17 protein-coding genes are annotated in these 18,712 nt (G+C 71.8%); 5 read left to right on the top strand and 12 right to left on the bottom strand.

Annotated features, from left to right (window positions below; genetic code table 11):
* Positions 1–28: 28 nt before the first annotated feature.
* From ACIA47_RS02110 to ACIA47_RS02100, 3 genes are all read right to left on the bottom strand, one after another.
* Entirely contained in the window at positions 29–1,051 is a 1,023-nt protein-coding gene (locus tag ACIA47_RS02110; protein ID WP_396704711.1) for a fibronectin type III domain-containing protein, read from the bottom strand.
* A gap of 88 nt (positions 1,052–1,139) precedes the next feature.
* Positions 1,140–1,778, bottom strand: coding sequence for a response regulator transcription factor (locus ACIA47_RS02105; RefSeq protein WP_112623700.1), 639 nt, complete (start codon positions 1,776–1,778; stop codon positions 1,140–1,142).
* Positions 1,775–2,977 carry a sensor histidine kinase gene (locus ACIA47_RS02100; RefSeq protein ID WP_396704706.1) on the bottom strand — a complete coding sequence of 401 codons (1,203 nt, stop codon included), beginning with the start codon at positions 2,975–2,977 and terminating at the stop codon, positions 1,775–1,777. Before ACIA47_RS02100 ends, ACIA47_RS02105 begins: the two co-directional genes overlap by 4 nt.
* A gap of 146 nt (positions 2,978–3,123) precedes the next feature.
* Between ACIA47_RS02100 and ACIA47_RS02095 the strand changes: the two genes are divergently transcribed.
* The gene (locus ACIA47_RS02095; protein ID WP_203124548.1) at positions 3,124–3,882 is read left to right on the top strand and encodes an ABC transporter ATP-binding protein; all 759 of its coding nucleotides are present in this window, start codon (positions 3,124–3,126) and stop codon (positions 3,880–3,882) included.
* An 8-nt stretch (positions 3,883–3,890) separates the two neighbouring features.
* Positions 3,891–6,410, top strand: a complete 2,520-nt coding sequence (locus ACIA47_RS02090; protein WP_396704704.1) for an ABC transporter permease — start codon at positions 3,891–3,893, stop codon at positions 6,408–6,410.
* Between the two features lie 52 nt (positions 6,411–6,462).
* Here the strand turns inward: ACIA47_RS02090 and ACIA47_RS02085 are convergent, their stop codons facing one another.
* Both ACIA47_RS02085 and ACIA47_RS02080 read right to left on the bottom strand, forming a co-directional pair.
* Positions 6,463–8,076 carry a ricin-type beta-trefoil lectin domain protein gene (locus ACIA47_RS02085; protein WP_396704702.1) on the bottom strand — a complete coding sequence of 538 codons (1,614 nt, stop codon included), beginning with the start codon at positions 8,074–8,076 and terminating at the stop codon, positions 6,463–6,465.
* A 96-nt stretch (positions 8,077–8,172) separates the two neighbouring features.
* Positions 8,173–8,595 carry a DUF2000 domain-containing protein gene (locus ACIA47_RS02080; protein WP_203124550.1) on the bottom strand — a complete coding sequence of 141 codons (423 nt, stop codon included), beginning with the start codon at positions 8,593–8,595 and terminating at the stop codon, positions 8,173–8,175.
* Between the two features lie 50 nt (positions 8,596–8,645).
* Between ACIA47_RS02080 and ACIA47_RS02075 the strand changes: the two genes are divergently transcribed.
* Positions 8,646–9,449, top strand: a complete 804-nt coding sequence (locus ACIA47_RS02075; protein ID WP_396704699.1) for an AraC family transcriptional regulator — start codon at positions 8,646–8,648, stop codon at positions 9,447–9,449.
* A 5-nt stretch (positions 9,450–9,454) separates the two neighbouring features.
* Here ACIA47_RS02075 and ACIA47_RS02070 read toward each other — a convergent pair whose 3' ends face one another.
* From ACIA47_RS02070 to ACIA47_RS02040, 7 genes are all read right to left on the bottom strand, one after another.
* Positions 9,455–10,288, bottom strand: a complete 834-nt coding sequence (locus ACIA47_RS02070; protein WP_396704697.1) for a helix-turn-helix transcriptional regulator — start codon at positions 10,286–10,288, stop codon at positions 9,455–9,457.
* 300 nt (positions 10,289–10,588) lie between these two features.
* Positions 10,589–12,013: an aldehyde dehydrogenase family protein gene (locus ACIA47_RS02065; RefSeq protein ID WP_396704695.1), complete on the bottom strand. Its 1,425-nt coding sequence runs from the start codon at positions 12,011–12,013 to the stop codon at positions 10,589–10,591.
* Positions 12,014–12,097: 84 nt separating this feature from the next.
* Entirely contained in the window at positions 12,098–13,063 is a 966-nt protein-coding gene (locus tag ACIA47_RS02060) for a zinc-binding alcohol dehydrogenase family protein (protein ID WP_396704693.1), read from the bottom strand.
* The gene (locus ACIA47_RS02055) at positions 13,060–13,422 is read right to left on the bottom strand and encodes a hypothetical protein (protein WP_203120977.1); all 363 of its coding nucleotides are present in this window, start codon (positions 13,420–13,422) and stop codon (positions 13,060–13,062) included. Before ACIA47_RS02055 ends, ACIA47_RS02060 begins: the two co-directional genes overlap by 4 nt.
* On the bottom strand, positions 13,419–14,285 hold the full coding sequence (locus tag ACIA47_RS02050) for an extradiol ring-cleavage dioxygenase (protein WP_396704691.1): 867 nt from the start codon (positions 14,283–14,285) through the stop codon (positions 13,419–13,421). The genes ACIA47_RS02055 and ACIA47_RS02050 overlap by 4 nt, the downstream gene beginning before the upstream one ends.
* A gap of 29 nt (positions 14,286–14,314) precedes the next feature.
* On the bottom strand, positions 14,315–15,085 hold the full coding sequence (locus tag ACIA47_RS02045; RefSeq protein ID WP_396704689.1) for a citryl-CoA lyase: 771 nt from the start codon (positions 15,083–15,085) through the stop codon (positions 14,315–14,317).
* The gene (locus ACIA47_RS02040; RefSeq protein WP_203120980.1) at positions 15,070–16,206 is read right to left on the bottom strand and encodes a CoA transferase; all 1,137 of its coding nucleotides are present in this window, start codon (positions 16,204–16,206) and stop codon (positions 15,070–15,072) included. The genes ACIA47_RS02045 and ACIA47_RS02040 overlap by 16 nt, the downstream gene beginning before the upstream one ends.
* Positions 16,207–16,404: 198 nt before the next feature.
* Here ACIA47_RS02040 and ACIA47_RS02035 point away from each other — a divergent pair, with 198 nt between their 5' ends.
* The gene (locus ACIA47_RS02035) at positions 16,405–17,841 is read left to right on the top strand and encodes an amidohydrolase family protein (protein ID WP_396704686.1); all 1,437 of its coding nucleotides are present in this window, start codon (positions 16,405–16,407) and stop codon (positions 17,839–17,841) included.
* Positions 17,842–17,845: 4 nt separating this feature from the next.
* Entirely contained in the window at positions 17,846–18,649 is an 804-nt protein-coding gene (locus tag ACIA47_RS02030) for an IclR family transcriptional regulator C-terminal domain-containing protein (protein WP_112589518.1), read from the top strand.
* Positions 18,650–18,712 lie beyond the last annotated feature (63 nt).

The raw sequence follows: 18,712 nt of genomic DNA, 5'->3' as shown, positions 1-18,712 counted from the left end.
GGCGCGCGCCAGACTTCGCACCCGAGTGTTACTCAGCCGCCACCACGCAGACGCCGCCGTTGAGCGTGACCTCCTCCGGCGTCTGCGACCCGGTGGCGACGAACCCCAGCGACACGGTGCCGCCGGGTGGGATCAGCGCGTTGTGGCGGACGTTGCGCACCCGCAGGTAGCTGCTGTCGCGGTCGACCACCTCGGCGCCCCACAGGCTGCGCAGTTGCTGGCCGGCGTAGAACCGCCACCTCATCGTCCAACCGTCGATCGCCGTCGAGCCGGTGTTCGTGACCAGGAGGCGTGCCACCAGACCGTCGGGCCACTGCCCCACCGCCGACCGGACCGCGCAGCTCGGCGGTGGTGGCAACGTGGTCACGGTGACCGGCGTGGACAGGGACGACAGGTGCCCGGCCTCGTCCCGGGCCTGCACCACGAAGGTGTACGCGGTGTTCGGCGTCAGCCCGCTGATCTGGGTGCTGTTGCGCCCCGGCGGGTACTGGTACACCTCGCTGACCCGGGTCAGTGTGCCGCCGGCGTCGACCCGGAACACCTCGTACCGATCGAGCGCGACGTTCTCCATCGAGTGCGCCCAGCGCAGCCACACCAGCGTGGCGGCGACGTCGTAGGCGACCGGTTGGCCGGGTGCGCCGGGCGGTTGGTCGTCTCCCGGTGGCATGGTCACCCGCAGTGTCGGGTCGGACAGCGAGCGGTTGCCGGCCGCGTCCACCGCCGCCACGGAGAAGACGTACGTGCGCGACGGCCGCAGGCCGGTGATCCGGATGCTGGTGGTGTCGGTCGAGTAGTGGGCGCCGGTGTCCTCGAACCGCGCGGAGACCGGGTAGCCGACCACGCCGACGTTGTCGGTCGCGGCCGCCCAGGTCAACTCGATCCACGTGGTGTCGACGGCGACGACCGTGAGGGCGCCGGGTGCGGTGGGGCGCTCGGTGTCCGCCGCGGCGTACGCCGGTGTCGCGCCCGCTGCCAGCAGGGTCGCCGTGAGCGCGCAGGCGGCCAGCGCGGCGGCTCTGGGGCGGACGCCGCGCACCTGATGATCGCGCATGATGCTTGCCTCGCTTCCGGGTGACCGCAGCGGACCAGCCATCGACTCTTGACGATGTTAGGCCAATGCTGGTCGCGCCGCTGTCCCGTCAGCCGACGAGGCGGCGTTCCCAGGCCCAGGCGGCGATCTCGACCCGGTTGCGGGCCTTGAGTTTCATCTGCACGCTCGCCAGGTGGGTCTTGACCGTGCCCACGGCGATGAAGAGCCGGGTGGCGATCTCGGCGTTGGTCAGGCCCCGGGCGACGAGCTTCACCACGTCGAGTTCCCGTGGGGACAGGCCGCCGTCGTCGCGGGCCGGGGCGGGGGAGCTGAGGTGCTCCAACAGCCGTACCGTGATCGATGGACTGATCAGCGCATCGCCGGACACGGCCGCGCGGACCGCCTCCACCAGCAGGGCCGGGCCGGAGTCCTTGAGCAGGAAGCCGCACGCGCCGTTGGAGAGCGCGGTGTGCACGTACTCGTCGAGGTCGAAGGTCGTCACGACGACCACCCGGATCGGGTCGGCGACGCCCGGCCCCGCGAGCAGCCGCAGTGCCTCAAGACCGTCGAGGCGGGGCATCCGGATGTCCAGCAGCACCACGTCCGGGCGCAGTCGTCGAGCCAGTTCGACGGCCTGGACACCGTCGGCGGCCTCGCCGACCACCTCCATGTCCGACTGGGCGCCAATGATCATGCCGAAGCCGGTCCGGACCATTGCCTGGTCATCGGCGATCAGCACCCGGATCACCGCGGCACCGCCACCCGGAGCGGAAACGCCGCGTCGAGCACCCAGCCACCGGCCACGCCGGGCCCGGCGGTGATCGTGCCGCCGAGGGCGCGTACCCGCTCGGTGAGGCCGATCAGGCCGAAGCCGTGCCCCCGGGCCGGTGCGGTGCGTGGCGACGCGCCGTCGTCGGCGACCCGGACCAGCAACCAGTCCGCGGTACGCCGCACCGCCACGTCCACGGACCGCGCGTCCGGCGCGTGCTGGCGGGTGTTGGTCAGCCCCTCCATCACCACCCGGTACGCCGACGTCGACACCTCCACCGGCAGTCCGTTCAGGTCGCCGTCGACGTGCAGTCGTGCCGGCGCGTTCGCCGCGCCGTTGAACCCGGTCAGCAGCGGCTCCAGCTCGGTCACCCCGGCCAGTGGCGCCAGCGGCGCGTCCGGCGGGGCGTCCGGGTTGCGCAGGATCCCGACCATCCGCCGCATCGAGGCCATCGTCTCCGCGCCGGCCCGCTCGATCTGCTCCAGGGCGACGATCACCCGTTGCGGGTCCTGTTCGGCGACGAACCGGGCGCCCTGTGCCTGCACCACGATGCCGGTGACGTGGTGGGCGATGAAGTCGTGCAGATCCCGGGCGAACTCGGCACGCTGCTCGGCCCGGACCAGCGCGATGGCCCGCTCCCGGCCGGCGGCCATGATGCGCAGATAGAGCCCCACCCCGGCGGCGCCGGCCGCGGCGAGCACCTGGAGCAGGCCGAAGATCACCAGCAGGTTCTCGGTGCCGACGCGCAGTGGCATCGCGGCGACGGCGAGCCCGGCGGCCACCGCCGCCCACGGAGCGAGCCGGGGCGCGCCCCAACGGCTCACCACGAAGACCACGCCGATCAGCCCGGCCGACTCGGCGAGCCCCCAGGTGCGGGCGGGCAGGAGGCCACCGCCTCCGGAGACGAGCACCACCCCTGCGGTCACGGTCAGTGAGGCGGTGGCGAGGGCCAGCGCGGCCACCGGCAGCCGCCGGGAACCCGGCCGGTGAACGGGCAGCCAGAGTGGCACCGTCGCCATCGCCAACCCCATGGGCACCAGCAGGAGCACGAGAGCGGCGATGCTGCGTTCATCCGCCGTGCTGGCCGCGAAGTCGAAGAAGGCGAGCAGGCCAAAGGCCACCAGCCCGGCCGCCTGGGCCAGGCGTACCCACAAACGTCGAAGATCCGGCGCGCTCATGATGACCCAGCGTAGCCAACCGGACGGAGGTGGCAGATCGGCCAAAAGGCAGACCCGGCACCGGCGATACCCGACCCCGGGCCGATGCGTCCACCCGCCGGGGGCGGCCACGCTTTCCGGGTCACCAAGCAGCCACTGGAGGAACGATGACAACCCACGCCCCGCCGGAGACCAGCCACGCCGCGGTCGCCGCGGTCGACCTGGTGAAGGTGTACGGCAGCGGCGACACCGCCGTCCGTGCCCTGGACGGGGTCTCGGTCGGTTTCGGCCGCGCCGAGTTCACCGCGATCATGGGCTCGTCCGGGTCCGGAAAGTCGACCCTGATGCACTGCCTCGCCGGCCTCGACACGGCCACCTCCGGTCGGGTCCTGCTCGGTGGAACGGAGCTGACCGGTCAGTCGGACCGGACGCTGACCCGGGTACGCCGGGAGCGGATCGGGTTCGTCTTCCAGTCCTTCAACCTGCTGCCGCAGCTCACCGCCGCGCAGAACATCACCCTGCCGCTGGACCTCGCCGGTCGGCAGCCCGACGCGGAACTCCTCGCGCACCTGGTGCGGGTGCTGGGCCTCGGCGACCGGCTGAACCACCGGCCCAGCGAGCTGTCCGGCGGCCAGCAGCAACGGGTGGCGCTGGCCCGGGCGCTGGTGGCACGGCCCGAGGTGGTCTTCGCCGACGAGCCGACCGGCAACCTCGACTCCCGCTCCGGCGCGGAGGTGCTCACCATCCTGCGCGACTCGGTACGCGACCTCGGTCAGACCGTCGTCATGGTCACCCACGACCCGATCGCCGCCGCGTACGCCGACCGGGTGGTGCTGCTCGCCGACGGTCGGCTGGCCGGCGAGATCGACAAGCCGAGCCAGGTGTCGGTCACCGACGCCCTGCGTGACCTGGCGGCCCGCCGATGAGGGCGACAGTGCTGCGTACCCAGACGACCGCCGCGGCCCGGCGGCCCGGCCGGCTGATCCTGACCGGCCTGGCGATCCTGGTCGCGTCGTTCGTCGTCTTCGGCACCGTGCTGGTGCAGCAGATCACCGAACGGACCGTGCGGGACAACCTCAGCGGCACCCCGGCCGTCACCGACCTGGTGATCGGCAGCTTCGACGTCCCGCCACCCACAGTGACGGACATGCGGCAGATTCGGGCCGTGCCCGGTGTGGCCGAGGCGGTGGCCCGGGTCTCGACCGGGGTCTCCATCGGCGAGGGGTACCTCAACCTCCAGTCCGATCCGGGCACCGGCCCGCTTTCCACGGTCCGGGTGATCGAGGGCAGCTACCCGGACCAACCCGGCGAGATCGCGATCACGCCGCGTACCGCCGAACGGCTCGGGCTGTCGGTCGGCACCACCACCAGCGGTATGGGCGGTGAACTCACCACGCCCGCCCCGCTCACCGTCACCGGCATGGTGGAGAGCAGCGCCGACGCCGGCTACGACGCGTACGCCCCGGACAGCGCCGTGATCGCCTGGGCGCGCCTGAAAGCGGTGGAACGCGTCGACCTGCGGGTGACGCCCGGCGCCTCGACCGACGCGGTACGCCAACGGGTGACCGCGGCGGTCGCCGGCCAGCCGATCCGTTCCGGCGCCGAGGTGCGCGAGGCCGAGGCCCAGGCGGCGGCCCAACAGGTCGGGAAGCTCTTCATCCTGGTCGGCATGTTCGTCTCCGTCGCGGTCGTCGCGGCGGCGCTGGTGGTCACCTCGACCTTCCGCATCGTCTTCGCCCAGCGGATGCGGCAGCTCGCGCTGCTACGGGCGGTCGGCGCCAGTCGGGGCACCCTGGTGGCTGCCCTGACCGCCGAGGGAGCCCTGACCGGGCTGGTCGCCGGCGTCGTCGGGGTCGCCAGCGCACTCACCCTCGGGTACGCGCTGCCGGCAATCCTGCGCGCCACCGGCCACGCGGTCTCCTCGCCGGGTCTGCCACTGGCGGCGGCGGTCACTGTGGTGATCGGCGCAGTCGTGATCACCGTGCTGGCCGTGCTGGCACCGGCGCTGTCGGCCGCCCGGGTCTCTCCGCTGGAGGCACTGCGGGCAGCGAGCGTCACCGCCGGCCGCCGGGGCATCGGGGTGTCGCGTCTGGTCTCCGGGTCGCTCCTGGCCGTCGGCGCGGTCCTGGCGGCGGTCGGGACGATCAGCCAGTTGCCGAAGCCGGACCAGTCGGACTACGACCCGTCGATGCCCCTGCTCCTGCTGGTCGTTTCCGGCGCGATGGCGTTCTTCGCGCTGGTGGCCCTCGGCCCGCTGCTGGTGCGCCCGGTGCTGGCCGTGGTGGGTTGGCCGCTGCGCCAGCTCGGGCCGCTCGGGCGGATGTCGGTCGGCGGAATCGGCGGGACGCCGCGCCGCGCCGCCGCGGTCTCCGTCGTGGTCGCCCTGGGCGTGACCCTGATCTCCGGGGTGGTCATCGGCGGTGCGTCGTTGCAGATCCTCGCCGACCGTGAGATGGCGCTCTCGGCCCCGACCGACTTCGAGGTCACCAGGAACGGTGGGACGCTGCCGCCGGCCGTCGTGACCCGGGCCGAGGCGGCACACGGCGCGCTGGCGAGGGTGGTGCCGTACCGGATGGTCGACGACGCCCGGCTGCTGCGCGGCGCCGACAAGCTCGGCGATGTCGAGTCCGGTTACCCGACCAGCGACCTGAACCTGGCGGCGTTGCCGAGCACCGGTGACCTGGACGTGGCCCAGGGCACCCTGGCCGATCGTGGCCCCGGCCGGATCGTGCTGAACAGCTTCGTAGCGCGGGACGCGGGCCTGCGGGCCGGCGATACCGTCACGCTCGCCGTCGCCACCCGCACTGTCGACGTCCGGGTGGCAGCGGTCCTGCCGGGTGACGGGCCGCTGCACGCGGGCATCCTCGCTGATCCGGCCGACCTGGACCGGCTCGGCGTGCCGGCCGCGTACACCGGTCTGCTGGCCGACGCGGCTGGCGCCGGCGAGGACGGTCGCACCGCTGGCGTGCGGGCGCTGCGGCAGGCGATCGGAGCCAGCGACGGGGTGGGCCTCGCGGTGCTCGCCGACGAACGCGACCGCAACGACGCGTTGGTGCGCACCCTGGTCTGGATCGCGGTTGGTCTGGTCGGCCTGACCGTGCTGATCGCTGTCGTCGGCGTGGGCTCCACGACCGCGCTCTCGGTGGTCGAGCGGGTACGCGAGTCCGGGTTGCTCCGGGCGATCGGGCTGTCCCGGACCGGCCTGCGCACCATGCTGACCGTCGAGTCCGGCCTGTACGGGGTGATCGGCGCGACCATCGGCCTGGTGCTCGGCATCCCGTACGCCTGGTTGGCGGTACAGACCCTCGGGATCGAGGCGCCGCTGACCGCACCGCTGCTGCCGCTGGCCGGGATCTTCGTGGTGCTGGTCGGGTTGACCGCGCTGGCCGGGGTGCTGCCGGCCCGTCGAGCGTCGCGGGTCAGCCCGGTGGCGGCACTGGGGGCCGACAACTGAGCAGCGTCGTGGGGTGGCGCCGCGCCTTCGGTGCCACCCCACGACGGCCTGGTCAGTTGGGGTTGTTGGCGTGGGTCAGCGTCTCCCAGGCGACGAAGAGGTTGTTGGTTCCGGCCGGACGCTGTTGCAGCGTGAGGGTCTGGGTGTTGGTCATGACGTTGCCCAACCGGGTGCTCATCGCGTTGAAGCCGACCTCGGTGATCGGCCCGAGGCCCCGGGTGAGGCTGCCACCGCAGAGCCAGGAGGGCGGTGCCTCGCCGAGCTGGTAGCGCGCGTGGAAGCCGAGCGCCTGACGCAGCCGTTCACCGACCTGTGGGTACAGGTCCCGTCCCTGGATCCGGGAGGTCTCCGCGACGTGCGAGATGGCTGAGATCCCGTACCCGGTGTGGACGAAGTCGCGGCAGGTCTCCTGGGCGAGGCCGGCGACGAAGGTGGACTGGCCGTGCCAGTAGCCGATGATCTCCGCGCTGGTGTCCAGGCCGCTGCCGGGCATCGTGTACGGCAGCGCGCCATCGCTGGGCAGGTAGACGAAGGCCCGGGCGCGGTTGAGGAAGCGGGTGGCCGCCGCGTCGTACACCGCCCGGTCGTTTAGGAACACCGCGATGCCGACGGTGGCCTCCATCATGGTCAGTTCCCAGTTGCCGTTGCTGTTCGAGCCGTTGCGCACCATCGGCAGGTAGACGTTGCGCAGCATGGTGGCGAAGCGGTCAGCGTTCGGCCAGCTCGTGTACGTGTACCTGATGATCTCGGCTGCCCGGGGCCAGACCGAGGCGGCCCAGCCGGTCTGCAGTGGGGCGTTGCTGCCGGTGTGCGCGGTGATGGTGGCCGACCACGCGTCCATGATCTGGATCGACTTCTGCGCGTACCGGGCGTCCCCGGTGAAGTACCAGGCGAGCGCGTCGGTGTACGCCGCGATCGCGTCCTCCCGCTCGTCGGTGCAGCCGTTGTTCGGGTTGGAGTAGGAACCACACTCGACCACCGAACGGGGAGCCGGGGTGCGCGACAGGGAGGCGTACCGGCTGCTCATCATCTGGTTGTAGGCCGCCGCCCACGGCTGCGCGCCGGCCTGCACCCGGCCGCGGACGAAGTCGAGCTGGCCACGGCTGACCAGCACGCCGGGGTGGGTGAAACCACCCGAGGGCGGTGGGGTGGTGCCGCCGCCGGTGGGCAGCGCCCAGGTCTGGTTGGCGGTGCCGGTGCAGCTCCAGATCTGCAGTGGGGTGCCGTCGGCCGAGCTGGGGCCGGTCGCGTCGAGGCACTTGCCCGAGGTCGGGTTGACCAGTTGACCGGCGCTGGGCGACCACTGCTGCGCCCCGGTGCCGTTGCAGTCGTAGATCTGCACCCGGGCGCCGTTGGCGGTGCTGGCGGCGGCAATGTCCAGGCACTTGCCCAGCGCCCGGATCGTGCCGTCGTCGGCCACCGTCCACTGTTGCGCTGTGGAGCCGTTGCAGGTGAAGAGCTGCACCGGTGTGTTGTTGGCAGGGTTCGCTGCGGCCACGTCGACGCACTTGCCGCCGTACCCGGTGATGGCGCCCGTCGCGGCCGCCACTGCGGGCGATGCGGCGACGACCAGGCCGGTCGGTACGGCGAGCACGGCCGCGGCGAGCGCGGTGGCCAGTCTGATGCGGGGGTGGCGGGGCAGGAGCCCGGCCGATCGTCGCGCCATGTGGGGGTCCTTCCGGGGCGGCGAAACAACTGTAAAGTGTGTTAATCATTGCAGTCATACGCACCGATATCAATGTCTTCGTCGCCACGGATGCCGTTACGGGTGCATGGACGCACCCTTGAGCACCTTGTCCACCACGTTGCGCGGCGCGTGCAGCGCCAGGCCCACCAGATCGAGCTTCTCCCGTCCGACCGCCTGGACGGCGGCGCGGTTGTCCCGGTCGTTGCCGGTGGCGAACAGCTCGGAGGTGAAGATCGCCAGCCGAAGGCCACGGGCGAGGGCGCGCGAGTGTGCGCCGACCAACGTCGCTCGATCCCCGGCGAAGACCAGCACCGGCTGGCCGAACATCGGCAGGTAGCTGGTGCCGTCCGCGTCGCGGTACTCCTCGCCGAGCAGCTCCGGCAGCGTGCTCGCGATGCCGCTGACCAGGAAGGCGGTGACGTTCAACCGTTGCCAGCTCGCCAGGTCGTTGCGGAGCAGTACGGCGATCTTGGTGGGAAAGCGGATCGGTTCGGTCATGGCGTCGAGCCTGCCCGCCCCGACGCCTACCGGTCTTGTACGTTCTTAGCGTGGCCACCCGCCCGGCGGGCTCGCACGTCAGCGCGTGGCGACCCGCGGTAGCCGGGGTCGCCGAGGTCTTCCACGCCCATTTCGTCGACCACGCCTATCCCCGGCACATCCACGAGGTGTGGACGCTGCTGATCGTCGACGACGGCGCGGTCCGCTTCGACCTGGACCGGCACCGGCACGGCGCGCTGCGCACGTCGGTCACCCTGCTGCCGCCGTACGTGCCGCACGACGGCAGCTCCGCCACACCGGACGGCTTCCGCAAGCGGGTCCTGTACCTCGACACCTCCGCGCTCGACGCCGAGCTGGTCGGGCGGGCCGTCGACGAGCCGGACCTGGCCGATCCGCAGCTGCGCGACCGGGTCCACCACCTGCACCAGGTGCTCGCCACACCCGGCGACGAGTTCGAGGCGGAGAGCCGGCTCGCCTTCATCCTGGACCGGCTGCGCCGCCAGCTCCGCCAGCGCTCCCCGGCCGGTGACCAGCCCCCGGGACGCGGTCTCGCGGTGCGACTCCGGGAGCTGCTGGACGCCCGGACCGTCGAGGGCGTCACGCTGGGGGAGGCCGCGCAGCTGCTGCACGCCCACCCGACCCACCTGGTCCGGACGTTCACCCAGGCGCACGGCGTGCCACCGCACACGTACCTGACCGGCCGTCGGGTCGAGCTGGCACGTCGCCTGCTCCTCGCCGGGCAGCGGCCCGTCGAGACCGCCACTGCGGCCGGGTTCTTCGACCAGGCGCACCTGACCCGCCACTTTCGGCGCTACCTGGGCGTCAGCCCGGCCCGCTACTCCCGCCCGAGCTGATCGCGTCAGACGAGCTGGCCGCCGATGACGGCGAGCAGGCGCAGCTTCTCGTCGCTCGGCGACCCGGGCACGGCGGTGAAGACCAACAGTGTCTTGGACTGATCGGGGTCCACCAGCGTCTGGCAGTGCAGCTCCAACGCCCCGACCTCCGGGTGCACGAAGTGCTTGGGCGGGCAGTAACCGGCGAGCACCGGGTGCTCCCGCCACAGCTGCGCGAACTCCAGGCTCCTGGCGAGCAGGTCGTCGACGAGCGCAGCGGCCCGCGACCCGCGCCCGTCGCGACTGTACGCCGCGTGCAGGTGCGCCACGAGCAGGCGACTCTGCGTCTGGTGGTCCTGTGCCGAGTGCAGCTGCCGTGCCGTCGGGTTGGTGAACCAGCGATGGTGTGCGCTGCGCGCCAACCCGGTGTACCGGGTCTCGTCACCGAGCAGGGCGATGGCCGGCGCGGTCTGCGCCAGGGTCTCGCCAAGGTGGTTCACCACCTGGGCCGGGGTGTCGTGCATCCGGTCGAGGATGCGCATCATCCCCGGGTTCACGTGGTCGGTCCGCACCGCGCGGCGCGGAACGGCGTGACCGGCGAGCTGGAACAGGTGGTCGCGTTCGGCGAGGGAGAGCCGCAGGCCCCGGGCCAGGGCGGCGAGCATCTGCTCCGAGGGGTGCGGCCCGCGCTGCTGCTCCAACCGGCTGTAGTAGTCGGTGGACATCCCGCTCAACGTGGCGACTTCCTCGCGCCGCAGCCCACCGGTGCGCCGACGCGGGCCCCGGGGCAACCCGACGTCCTCGGGCTGGAGGGCCTCGCGGCGGGTGCGCAGGAAGCTGGCGAGTTGGGCGCGGTCCACTGGTGTCTCCGATCGGTGAATGCCGGCGGTCGACCGGCACATCGAGTGCAACAGAGCAGCCCCACCCCGCTGTTCCACCCACCCCCACCCCACCCCCACCCCACCCCCCACCCCGGCCCCACCCCGGCCCCACCCCGGCCCCCACCCCGGCCCCCGCGATCTTGCACTTTCTGTCGCGACATAAGGCGCGTATCACTCCATGTCGGCGACCGGAAGTGCAAGATCGGCGTGGGCGTGGGCGTGGGCGTGGGCGTGGGCGTGGGCGTGGGTGTGGGCGTGGGTTGGGGACCTTGGGGGTGTTCAGCGCTGGATGGACTTGGTCTCCAGGAACTCCTCCAGCCCAAAGCGGCCGAACTCGCGGCCGTTGCCGGAGCGCTTGTAGCCGCCGAACGGGGCGAGCGGGTTCCAGTGGCCGGCGTTCACGTCGACCTGGCCCACGCGCAGCCGCCGGGCGATCGCCAGCGCGTGCTCCGGCTCACCGAAGACGCCGCTGGTCAGGCCGTACGTTGTGCCGTTGGCGATCACCACGGCCTCCTCCTCGTCGGCGTAGGGGATGATCGTCAGCACTGGGCCGAAGATCTCCTCCTGGGCGATCTCGGAGGTCGGGTCGACGTCGGCGAAGATCGTCGGCTGGACGTAGGCCCCGACGGTCAGCCCCTCGGGCCGCTGCGGGCCGCCGAACACGAGCCGTGCGCCGTCGGTGATGCCCCGCTCGATGTAGCCGACGACCTTCTGCCGGTGGGCCTCGGACGCCATCGGGCCGATCCGGGTGGCCTCGTCGCCCGGGTCGCCGACTGTGTACTGCTTCGCGGCCTCGACGGCCAACGCCACGACCTCGTCCTGACGGGAGGCGGGCACCAGCATCCGCGGCCATGCGCCGCAGACCTGACCACCGTTGCTGAACCCCATCATGAGACCCCGCTCAACCGCGGCGGGCAGGTCGGCGTCGTCGAGGATGATGTTCGCGCCCTTGCCGCCCAACTCCAGCGCGACCCGCTTGACGGTCGCCGCGGCCACCGCGGAGATCCGCTGCCCCGCTCGGGTGGAGCCGGTGAAGGAGATCATGTCGATGTCCGGGTGTGCGGAGATCGCCTCGCCGACGGTCGCGCCGGTGCCGTAGACGACGTTGAAGACGCCCGCCGGTACGCCGGCCTCGGCGGCGACCTCCGCGAGGATGCGCGCGGTCAGCGGGGCGTTCTCGGACGGCTTGAAGACCATCGTGTTGCCGGCGAGCAGGGCCGGCGCCAGCTTGGAGACGATCTGCTGGAGCGGGAAGTTCCACGGCGTGATCGCGCCGACGACGCCGATCGGCTCGCGGACGATCAGCGAGTTGCCGAGCTCCTCGGTCCAGGCGAAGTCGTCGGCCAGGCCCGCGATGGACTCGACCACAGCGGCCGGGAACGCGACCTGGGCGGTCCGGGACATACCGATCGGAGAGCCCATCTCGGCGGTGATCGCCTGGGCGATCTGCTCGGTGCGGGCGGCCAGGCCGGCGCCGAGGCGGCGCAGCACGTCCGCCCGGTGCTGCGGGGTGGTCGCCGACCAGGCCGGGAAGGCGGCTCGGGCAGCGGCGACGGCGCGGTCGACGTCGGCGGCGGTGCCGGCCGGGGTCTCGGCGACGACCTCGCCGGTGGCCGGATTCACGACGGGAAGAGTGTCGGCGGAGCCGGTGACGGTCTCGCCACCGATCCAGTGGCCGGCGACGGTGTAGGTGGAAGGTGTCATGGACCGACCGTCGCACCGCTGCCGAACCCCAACCAGGTGCGGTCTGTCCACGGTTCCGCGATCCCTGGCTGGGGCCCGGCCCCCTCAGAGCACGAGGACGATCCGGCCGGCGGTGGTGCCGGCGTCCTGCCTGGCCCAGGCGTCCGCGATGGCGTCGAACGACACGGTCTCGTGGTCGACGGTGAGTTGGCCGGCCGCCGCGTGCCCGGCCACCACGGTCAGCGCCGCCGCCCGTTCGGCGGTCGACAACCCGTTGTTGGTGTAGCCGATCATCCGCAGTGCGCCGCTGCGCAGCACGGCGGACTCGATGGGCGCGGTCGCGCCGGCCGCGCTACCCAGGTTGACCAGTCGCCCACCCGGGCGCAGCACCCGCAGCGCCGCCGCGGCCGGGACACCGAAGACCGGGTCGAGGACGAGGTCGACCGGCCCGTCGGCGGCGTGGCGCAGCCGGTCGGTCATCGACGCGACGTCGTCGTCGGGGAGCAGCGGGACCACGACGGCGGCACCGAGCTCCTCGGCGCGGGCCCGTGCCGCGGCCGACCGCGCCACGGCGATGACGCGGCGGGCGCCGCCGAGCACGGCGAGCTGGACGGCGGCCTGACCGACCACACCTCCGGCGCCGAGCACGATGACCTGGTCGCCGGCCGCCAGGCCGCCGGCGTGGGTCAGCGCCGCGTGCGCGGCGACCGCGGAGAGACCGAGGGCCGCGAGCAGGGTCAGCGGGACGCCGGCCGGCAGCGCCACCACGTCGACGGCCGGCACCATGACAGTGCTCGCCATGCTGCCGTCGACACCGGAGCGCATCCCGGCCGACGTGCCGAACCAGACGGGTGTGCCGTCGGCGAGCCGACCAACGCCCTGCACGCCCGGCACGTACGGGGTGCTCGGCGGGCCGAAGTAGCTGGTGCCGCTGGCGCAGAGCACATCGAGCGGGGTGATCGGCGCCGCCTCGACGGTGACCGCCACCTCCCCGTCGGTCGGCACGGGTGCCGACCGCTCGACGACCGTCGGTGCGGCACCGCAGGTGGTGAGCACTGCCGCGCGGATCACGTCGCGATGTCCGGGTAGGGCATCGAGAAGTGGGCCAGCCGCGCGCCGTAGGACTTCTGGTATTCCAGCGGCTCGGTGTTGTCCCGCTCGAAGAGGGCGATGAAGAGGGTCAGGGTGAGGAACGGGTGCGCGCCCAGCTCGAAGAGCTTCACGTGGTCGTGGGTGGCCAACGCCTCACGCTCCACGTCGTCGAAGCGCAGCCAGGTGCTCGCCTCACCGGTGTGGCAGTTCAGCACCGTGTTGGCGCACTCGGCCTCCCACCAGGCGACCAGCTCACGCGGCTCGCTGCGGTAACGCTCGACCAGCTCCGGGTCCCGGTCGACAGTGAAGAGGAACTTGTTCAGCAGGTACTTGCTCATGCCGTCGGCGCTCCGTTCGGGTACCAGGTGAAGTACGCCTCCATGGTGTGGAACAGATCGAGGGTGTCCACGTAGTCGGCCTTCACGCCGGCACCGGCCACGCCCATCATCAGCATGAAGTCCATGAAACCGTGGGTCGCGTTGCCCGGTGTGTGCAGGCTGTCCAGGGTGACCTCGCGCAGGCACTCGTCCAGGTCGCCGTTGGCGATCCACTCGACGGCCCGCTGGTCGAACTCCGGGTCCGGGCCGTGCGGGCCGAACTGCCGGGGGCCGCCCAGCTCCAGCGAGAGGTGGCCGGTGCCGATGACGGCCACCCGCAGGTGCGACGGCCACGACCCGACGATGTCGCGGATGCTCTGGCCGAGCTGGACGAAGCGCTTCGGCTGCGGCAGCGGCGGCGCGAAGATGTTGGTGTAGATCGGCACGATCGGCAGGTCGGCCTCGGGCCGCAGCGTGATGATCGGGCAGGTGATGCTGTGGTCGATGCGCAGCTCGTTGCTGAACGCGAGATCGAACCCGGCGTCGAGCCCGGCCCGCAGGATGTGCCCGGACAGGTCCTCCTGGCCCTTGAGCAGCATCCGGGGCAGCCCGAACTCGCGCTCCTCGTTGTGCCAGTTGGCGTCGTAGTGGGGCGCCTTGCCGACCAGGAACTGCGGCATGTTGTCCAGCCAGAGCTGGTGGAAGTGGTCGGAGCCGACCATCACCAGCACGTCGGGTCGGGCCCGGGTCAACGTCTCCCGGAACGCCAGGATCTTGCGGGTCCACTCGTCGGCGAACGGTGGCCGGTCCTCGCCGGTGGCGGTGCTGGCCCGGTAGTAGAAGGGGTGGTGGGTGGAGGCGATGACCGCGACGATGGAAGCCATTCCCACTCCTTTCGGGGGTGGAGAGGAGATCAGGGTTCGTAGACGGCGTTGCGGTCGACGGTGCGGTAGATGTCCATGCCGAGCGGTCGTCGTCGCTCCTCGGCGAGGTGCCCGAGCAGCCCCGCCGCGCGGGCCAACAGGGCGAAACCGCGCAACATCTCGACCGGGAGCCCGAGGTCGGCGAGGGCCGCCCCGCAGACTCCGGCACCGTTGAGGGGCAGGGTGCGGCCGAGCACCTGCGGGTGTACCCGTCCGATCGCCTCGAACAGCCGCAGGTGCGGGCCGTGCAGACCCTCCTCGATGGCGATCCGGATCAGCACGGGGGTGCGTGGGTCCTGCTCCTTGTGCACGGGGTGCCCCAGCCCGGGGACCAGTCGACGCTCCTGCCTGGCCCGGGTGACCGCGTCGAGCGCCACCGCGTCGTAGTCGGTCACGTCGCCGGCCTGAGCGAGCGTGTCGGCGAGGAAGCGTCCACAGTCCTCGGTGACACCGAGAAAGCGGGAGCCGCCGCCGAGCAGGCCGGCGGCGAGCGCGCCCTGCAACGACTCGGGCGCGGACAGGTACGTCAGTCGGGCTGCGATCGCCGTCGGGGTGAAGCCGTGATCGGCGAGGGCCACCAGCACCGCCTCGAAGACCCGTACCTCACCCGGGGTGGGGCGGCGCCCGGCGACCAGCCAGTACGCCAGCTCGCCGAAGCCGACCGTGCCCATCAGGTCGGCGGCCAGGTCCTGCCCGAGCAGGGAGATGGTGGTCGGGTCGGAGGTGCCGATCCCGGTGGGAAAGCTCAGTTCTTCAGCCACGCGCGGATCTCCTCGCCGTGTTCGTCGAGCCCCGGCGGCGGCAGCTCGTACCGGGCCGGGGTGTCGGAGAAGGTGATGGGGTTGCGGACGCCGGGCACGTCTCCGGCGGTGACCACCGGGTCGAGCCCCAGCTCCTCGGCGAGCGCCACACCACCGTCGATGGTGTTGATCGGCGCGCACGGGACGCCGGCGGCGAGCAGGTCCCGGAACCACTCGTCAGTGGTCCGCTTGGCGAGGCGTTCGACCAGGAGGGGCCGCAGTTGTTCGCGGTTGGCAGTGCGGTCCTGGTTGCGGCCGAAGCGCCTGTCGTCCGGCAGGCCGGGCAGGTCGAGCACCTGGCAGAGCTTGCGGAACTGCCCGTCGTTGCCGGCGATGACGATGAGTTCGCCGTCGGCGGTGGGCAGTGGCTCGTACGGGAAGAGGCTGGGGTGCGCGTTGCCCATCCGGAACGGGACGGTGCCGCCGGCGACGTAGCCGCTGGAGTGGTTGACCAATCCGGACAGCGCCGAGCTGAGCAGGTTGACCTCGACGTGCTGGCCTCGTCCGGTTTCGCCGCGGTGGTGCAGCGCGGCGAGGATGCCGATGCTGGCGTGCAGCCCGGCCATCACGTCGAAGACGGAAATGCCGGCCCGGTACGGCGAACCCTCCGGGTCGCCGGTGAGGCTCATCAGGCCCGAGATGGCCTGCACCATCAGGTCGTAGCCGGGGAGGTCCTTGCCGGCGCCGGTGCCGAAGCCGCTGATGCTCGCGTACACGATCTTGTCGTTGGTCGCGGTGACGGTGTCGTAGTCGAGGCCGAACCGGGCGAGGCCACCGGGCCGGAAGTTCTCGATCAGCACGTCGGCGCGGCGGGCCAGTTCCTGCGCGGCGGCCAGGTCGTCGGGTTTCTTGAGATCCAGGGCGACCGACCGCTTGTTGCGGTTGATGCCGAGGTAGTACGTCGAGACCCCGTCGCGGGTGGGCGGCATCCAGGTGCGGGTGTCGTCGCCACCGGGGCTCTCCACTTTGATCACCTGGGCGCCCAGGTCGGCCAGGAGCATCGTCGCGTACGGCCCGGCGAGGATCCGGGAGAAGTCCGCGACGAGCAGACCGGCCAGTGGGCCTGCCGAATGCTGCACCATGTTTCCGCCCGTTCTGCGGACACCTGTCCGCCGGCACAGCTTGCGATACCAGACGGTGCATGTCAACGGTGCGATTCGCGCGCTGGACCACGCCCTTGACACGATTAGTGACCGGGACCACACTTGCCCCACTCGGGCTGGCCGTACAGCGGACACAAGTCCGGAATCCCCTCGTACCCCCGAAAGGAATGGGTGGCGATGAGCGCAACCGACCGGCCGGTGGTCTTCCGTAACGGCCTGGTTCTCACCATGGACGACGCGCACACGGTGCTGTCCGGCGCGGACGTGCTGGTCACCGGCGGCCGGATCGCGCAGGTTGGCGTCGGCCTCACCGCACCCGACGACGCCCTGGAGATCGACGCCACCGACGGCATCCTCATGCCCGGCATGGTCGACACCCACCGGCACCTGTGGCAGACCGCGATGCGCGGGTACGGCGCCGACTGGACCCTGACCCAGTACTTCGTCTGGTACTACCTCGAGTCGGGCAAGCTGTTCCGGCCCGAGGACGTCTACGCCGGCAACCTGCTCGGCGCGATCGAGGCGATCGACGCTGGCGTCACCACCACTGTCGACTGGTCGCACGGGTTGCAGACGCCCGAGCACGCCGACGCCGCCGTGGACGCCCTGGAGGCGGTCGACGGACGGTTCGTGCTCGCCTACGGCAACATCCAGCAGGGGCCGTGGGAGTGGGCCACCTCGCCGGAGTTCCGTGACTTCCACCGCCGCCGTATCGACGGTGGCAAGTTGGCCGGCTTCCAGTTGGCGTTCGACGTCACCGGCGACCCCGCCTTCCCGGAACGGGCCGCGTTCGAGGTGGCCCGGGAGCTGGGTGCCGCGGTGACCACCCACGCGGGCGTGTGGGGCGCCACCAACGACGACGGCATCCGGCTGATGCACGAGAACGGGTTCATGACCCCGTCGAACGTGTACGTGCACGCGGCGACGCTCACCCAGGACTCGTACAACCGGATCGCCGCGACCGGCGGCTCGGTCTCCGTCTCGACCGAGAGTGAGCAGAGCGCCGGCCAGGGTTACCCGCCCACCTGGCAGTTGCGCCACCACGACATCCCGGTGTCACTGTCGATGGACACCAGCGTGTGGTGGAGCGGCGACCTCTTCTCCGCGATGCGCAGCACGCTCGGCGCGGACCGCTCCCGGGAGCACCTGGAGGCGCACGCCAAGCAGGAGACCATCACCCACTGCCACCTGCGCGCCGAGCAGGTCGTCGAGTGGGCCACCCGAGGCGGCGCCCGTGCGCTCGGCATGGACGCCACGATCGGCGCGCTCACCCCCGGCCGTCAGGCCGACGTCGTCCTGATCAAGAACGACGCCTCGCCGGTGATGTTCCCGATCCTGAACCCGCACGGTCACGTCGTCTTCCAGGCCCAGCGTGCCGACGTGCACACAGTGCTGGTGGATGGCCGGGTCGTGAAGCGCGACGGCCGCCTCGTCGGCGTCGACCTCGCCGCCGCGCGGGCGAGGGTGGCCGCGACCATCGACCACCTGCGCGAGACGATGGGGGAGGAGGCGTGGCAGCGGGGAATGAACCCGGACGTCCCCGAGACCGCGATCCTGGAGAACCCGTACCAGTACACCGAGTGGGACGCCGGGTCGGCGCAATGGAAGCATTAAGGACATGAGTGACAACGGAAGGGGCGCCGGGCCCGACTTCATCGAGGCTCTCGCCCGTGGCCTCGACGTCCTGCGCTCCTTCCGTCCCGCCTGCCCCTCGATGACGCTCAGCGAACTCGCCGCCGCCACCGGCCTGGCCCGCCCCACCGTCCGGCGCATCCTCATCACGCTCGAATCGCTTGGCTACGTCCGCGCGGTCGGCCGCGGCCACACCCTCACCCCGCGTGTCCTGGAGCTGGGGATGGCGTACGTCAACGCGCTGAACATGTGGGACGTGGCCCGGCCACACATGGAGAAGCTCGTCGCGCAGACCAACGAGTCGACCTCGATGGCCCAGCTCGACGGCAGCGACATCGTCTACGTCGCCCGGGTGGCCGTCCCCAAGATCGTCACCCTGGGCGTCACCATCGGCACCCGCTTCCCGGCACCCGCGACGTCGATGGGCAAGGTGCTGCTCGCGGCCCTCCCACCGGAGACGCTGGCGACCGTCCTCGCCGAGCCCAGCCGCTCCGGCATCACGCCGCGCTGGCAGCCCGCCCCGGGCGACCTCGACGCCGTGCTGCGTGAGGTCCGGGCGAAGGGCTGGGCGCTCGCCGACCAGGACCTGGCGCCGGGGATCCGGTCCGTCGCCACCGGCGTACGCGACGGCGACGGGCGGGTCGTCGCCGCCATCAACGTGACAGTGCACGCCGCCGAGACCTCGCTGGAGACCCTGCGCGAGGAACACCTTCCGAGGTTGCTGCGGGCGGCCGCCGACATCGGGCACGACTGGGCACTCACCGCCGCCGTGCCGGTGGTCACGGCCTAGGGCTTGTCCTACCGATCATGGGCTTCGCGGATCGGCCGGGGCAGCGCCGACACCCAGCCGGAT

The organism is Micromonospora sp. NPDC051227 (assembly GCF_044455385.1).
In the GTDB taxonomy this organism is placed as follows: Bacteria; Actinomycetota; Actinomycetes; order Mycobacteriales; family Micromonosporaceae; genus Micromonospora.
The sequence above is the reverse complement of the archived record's forward strand: the minus strand, read 5'-3'. Positions and strand labels throughout refer to the sequence as shown.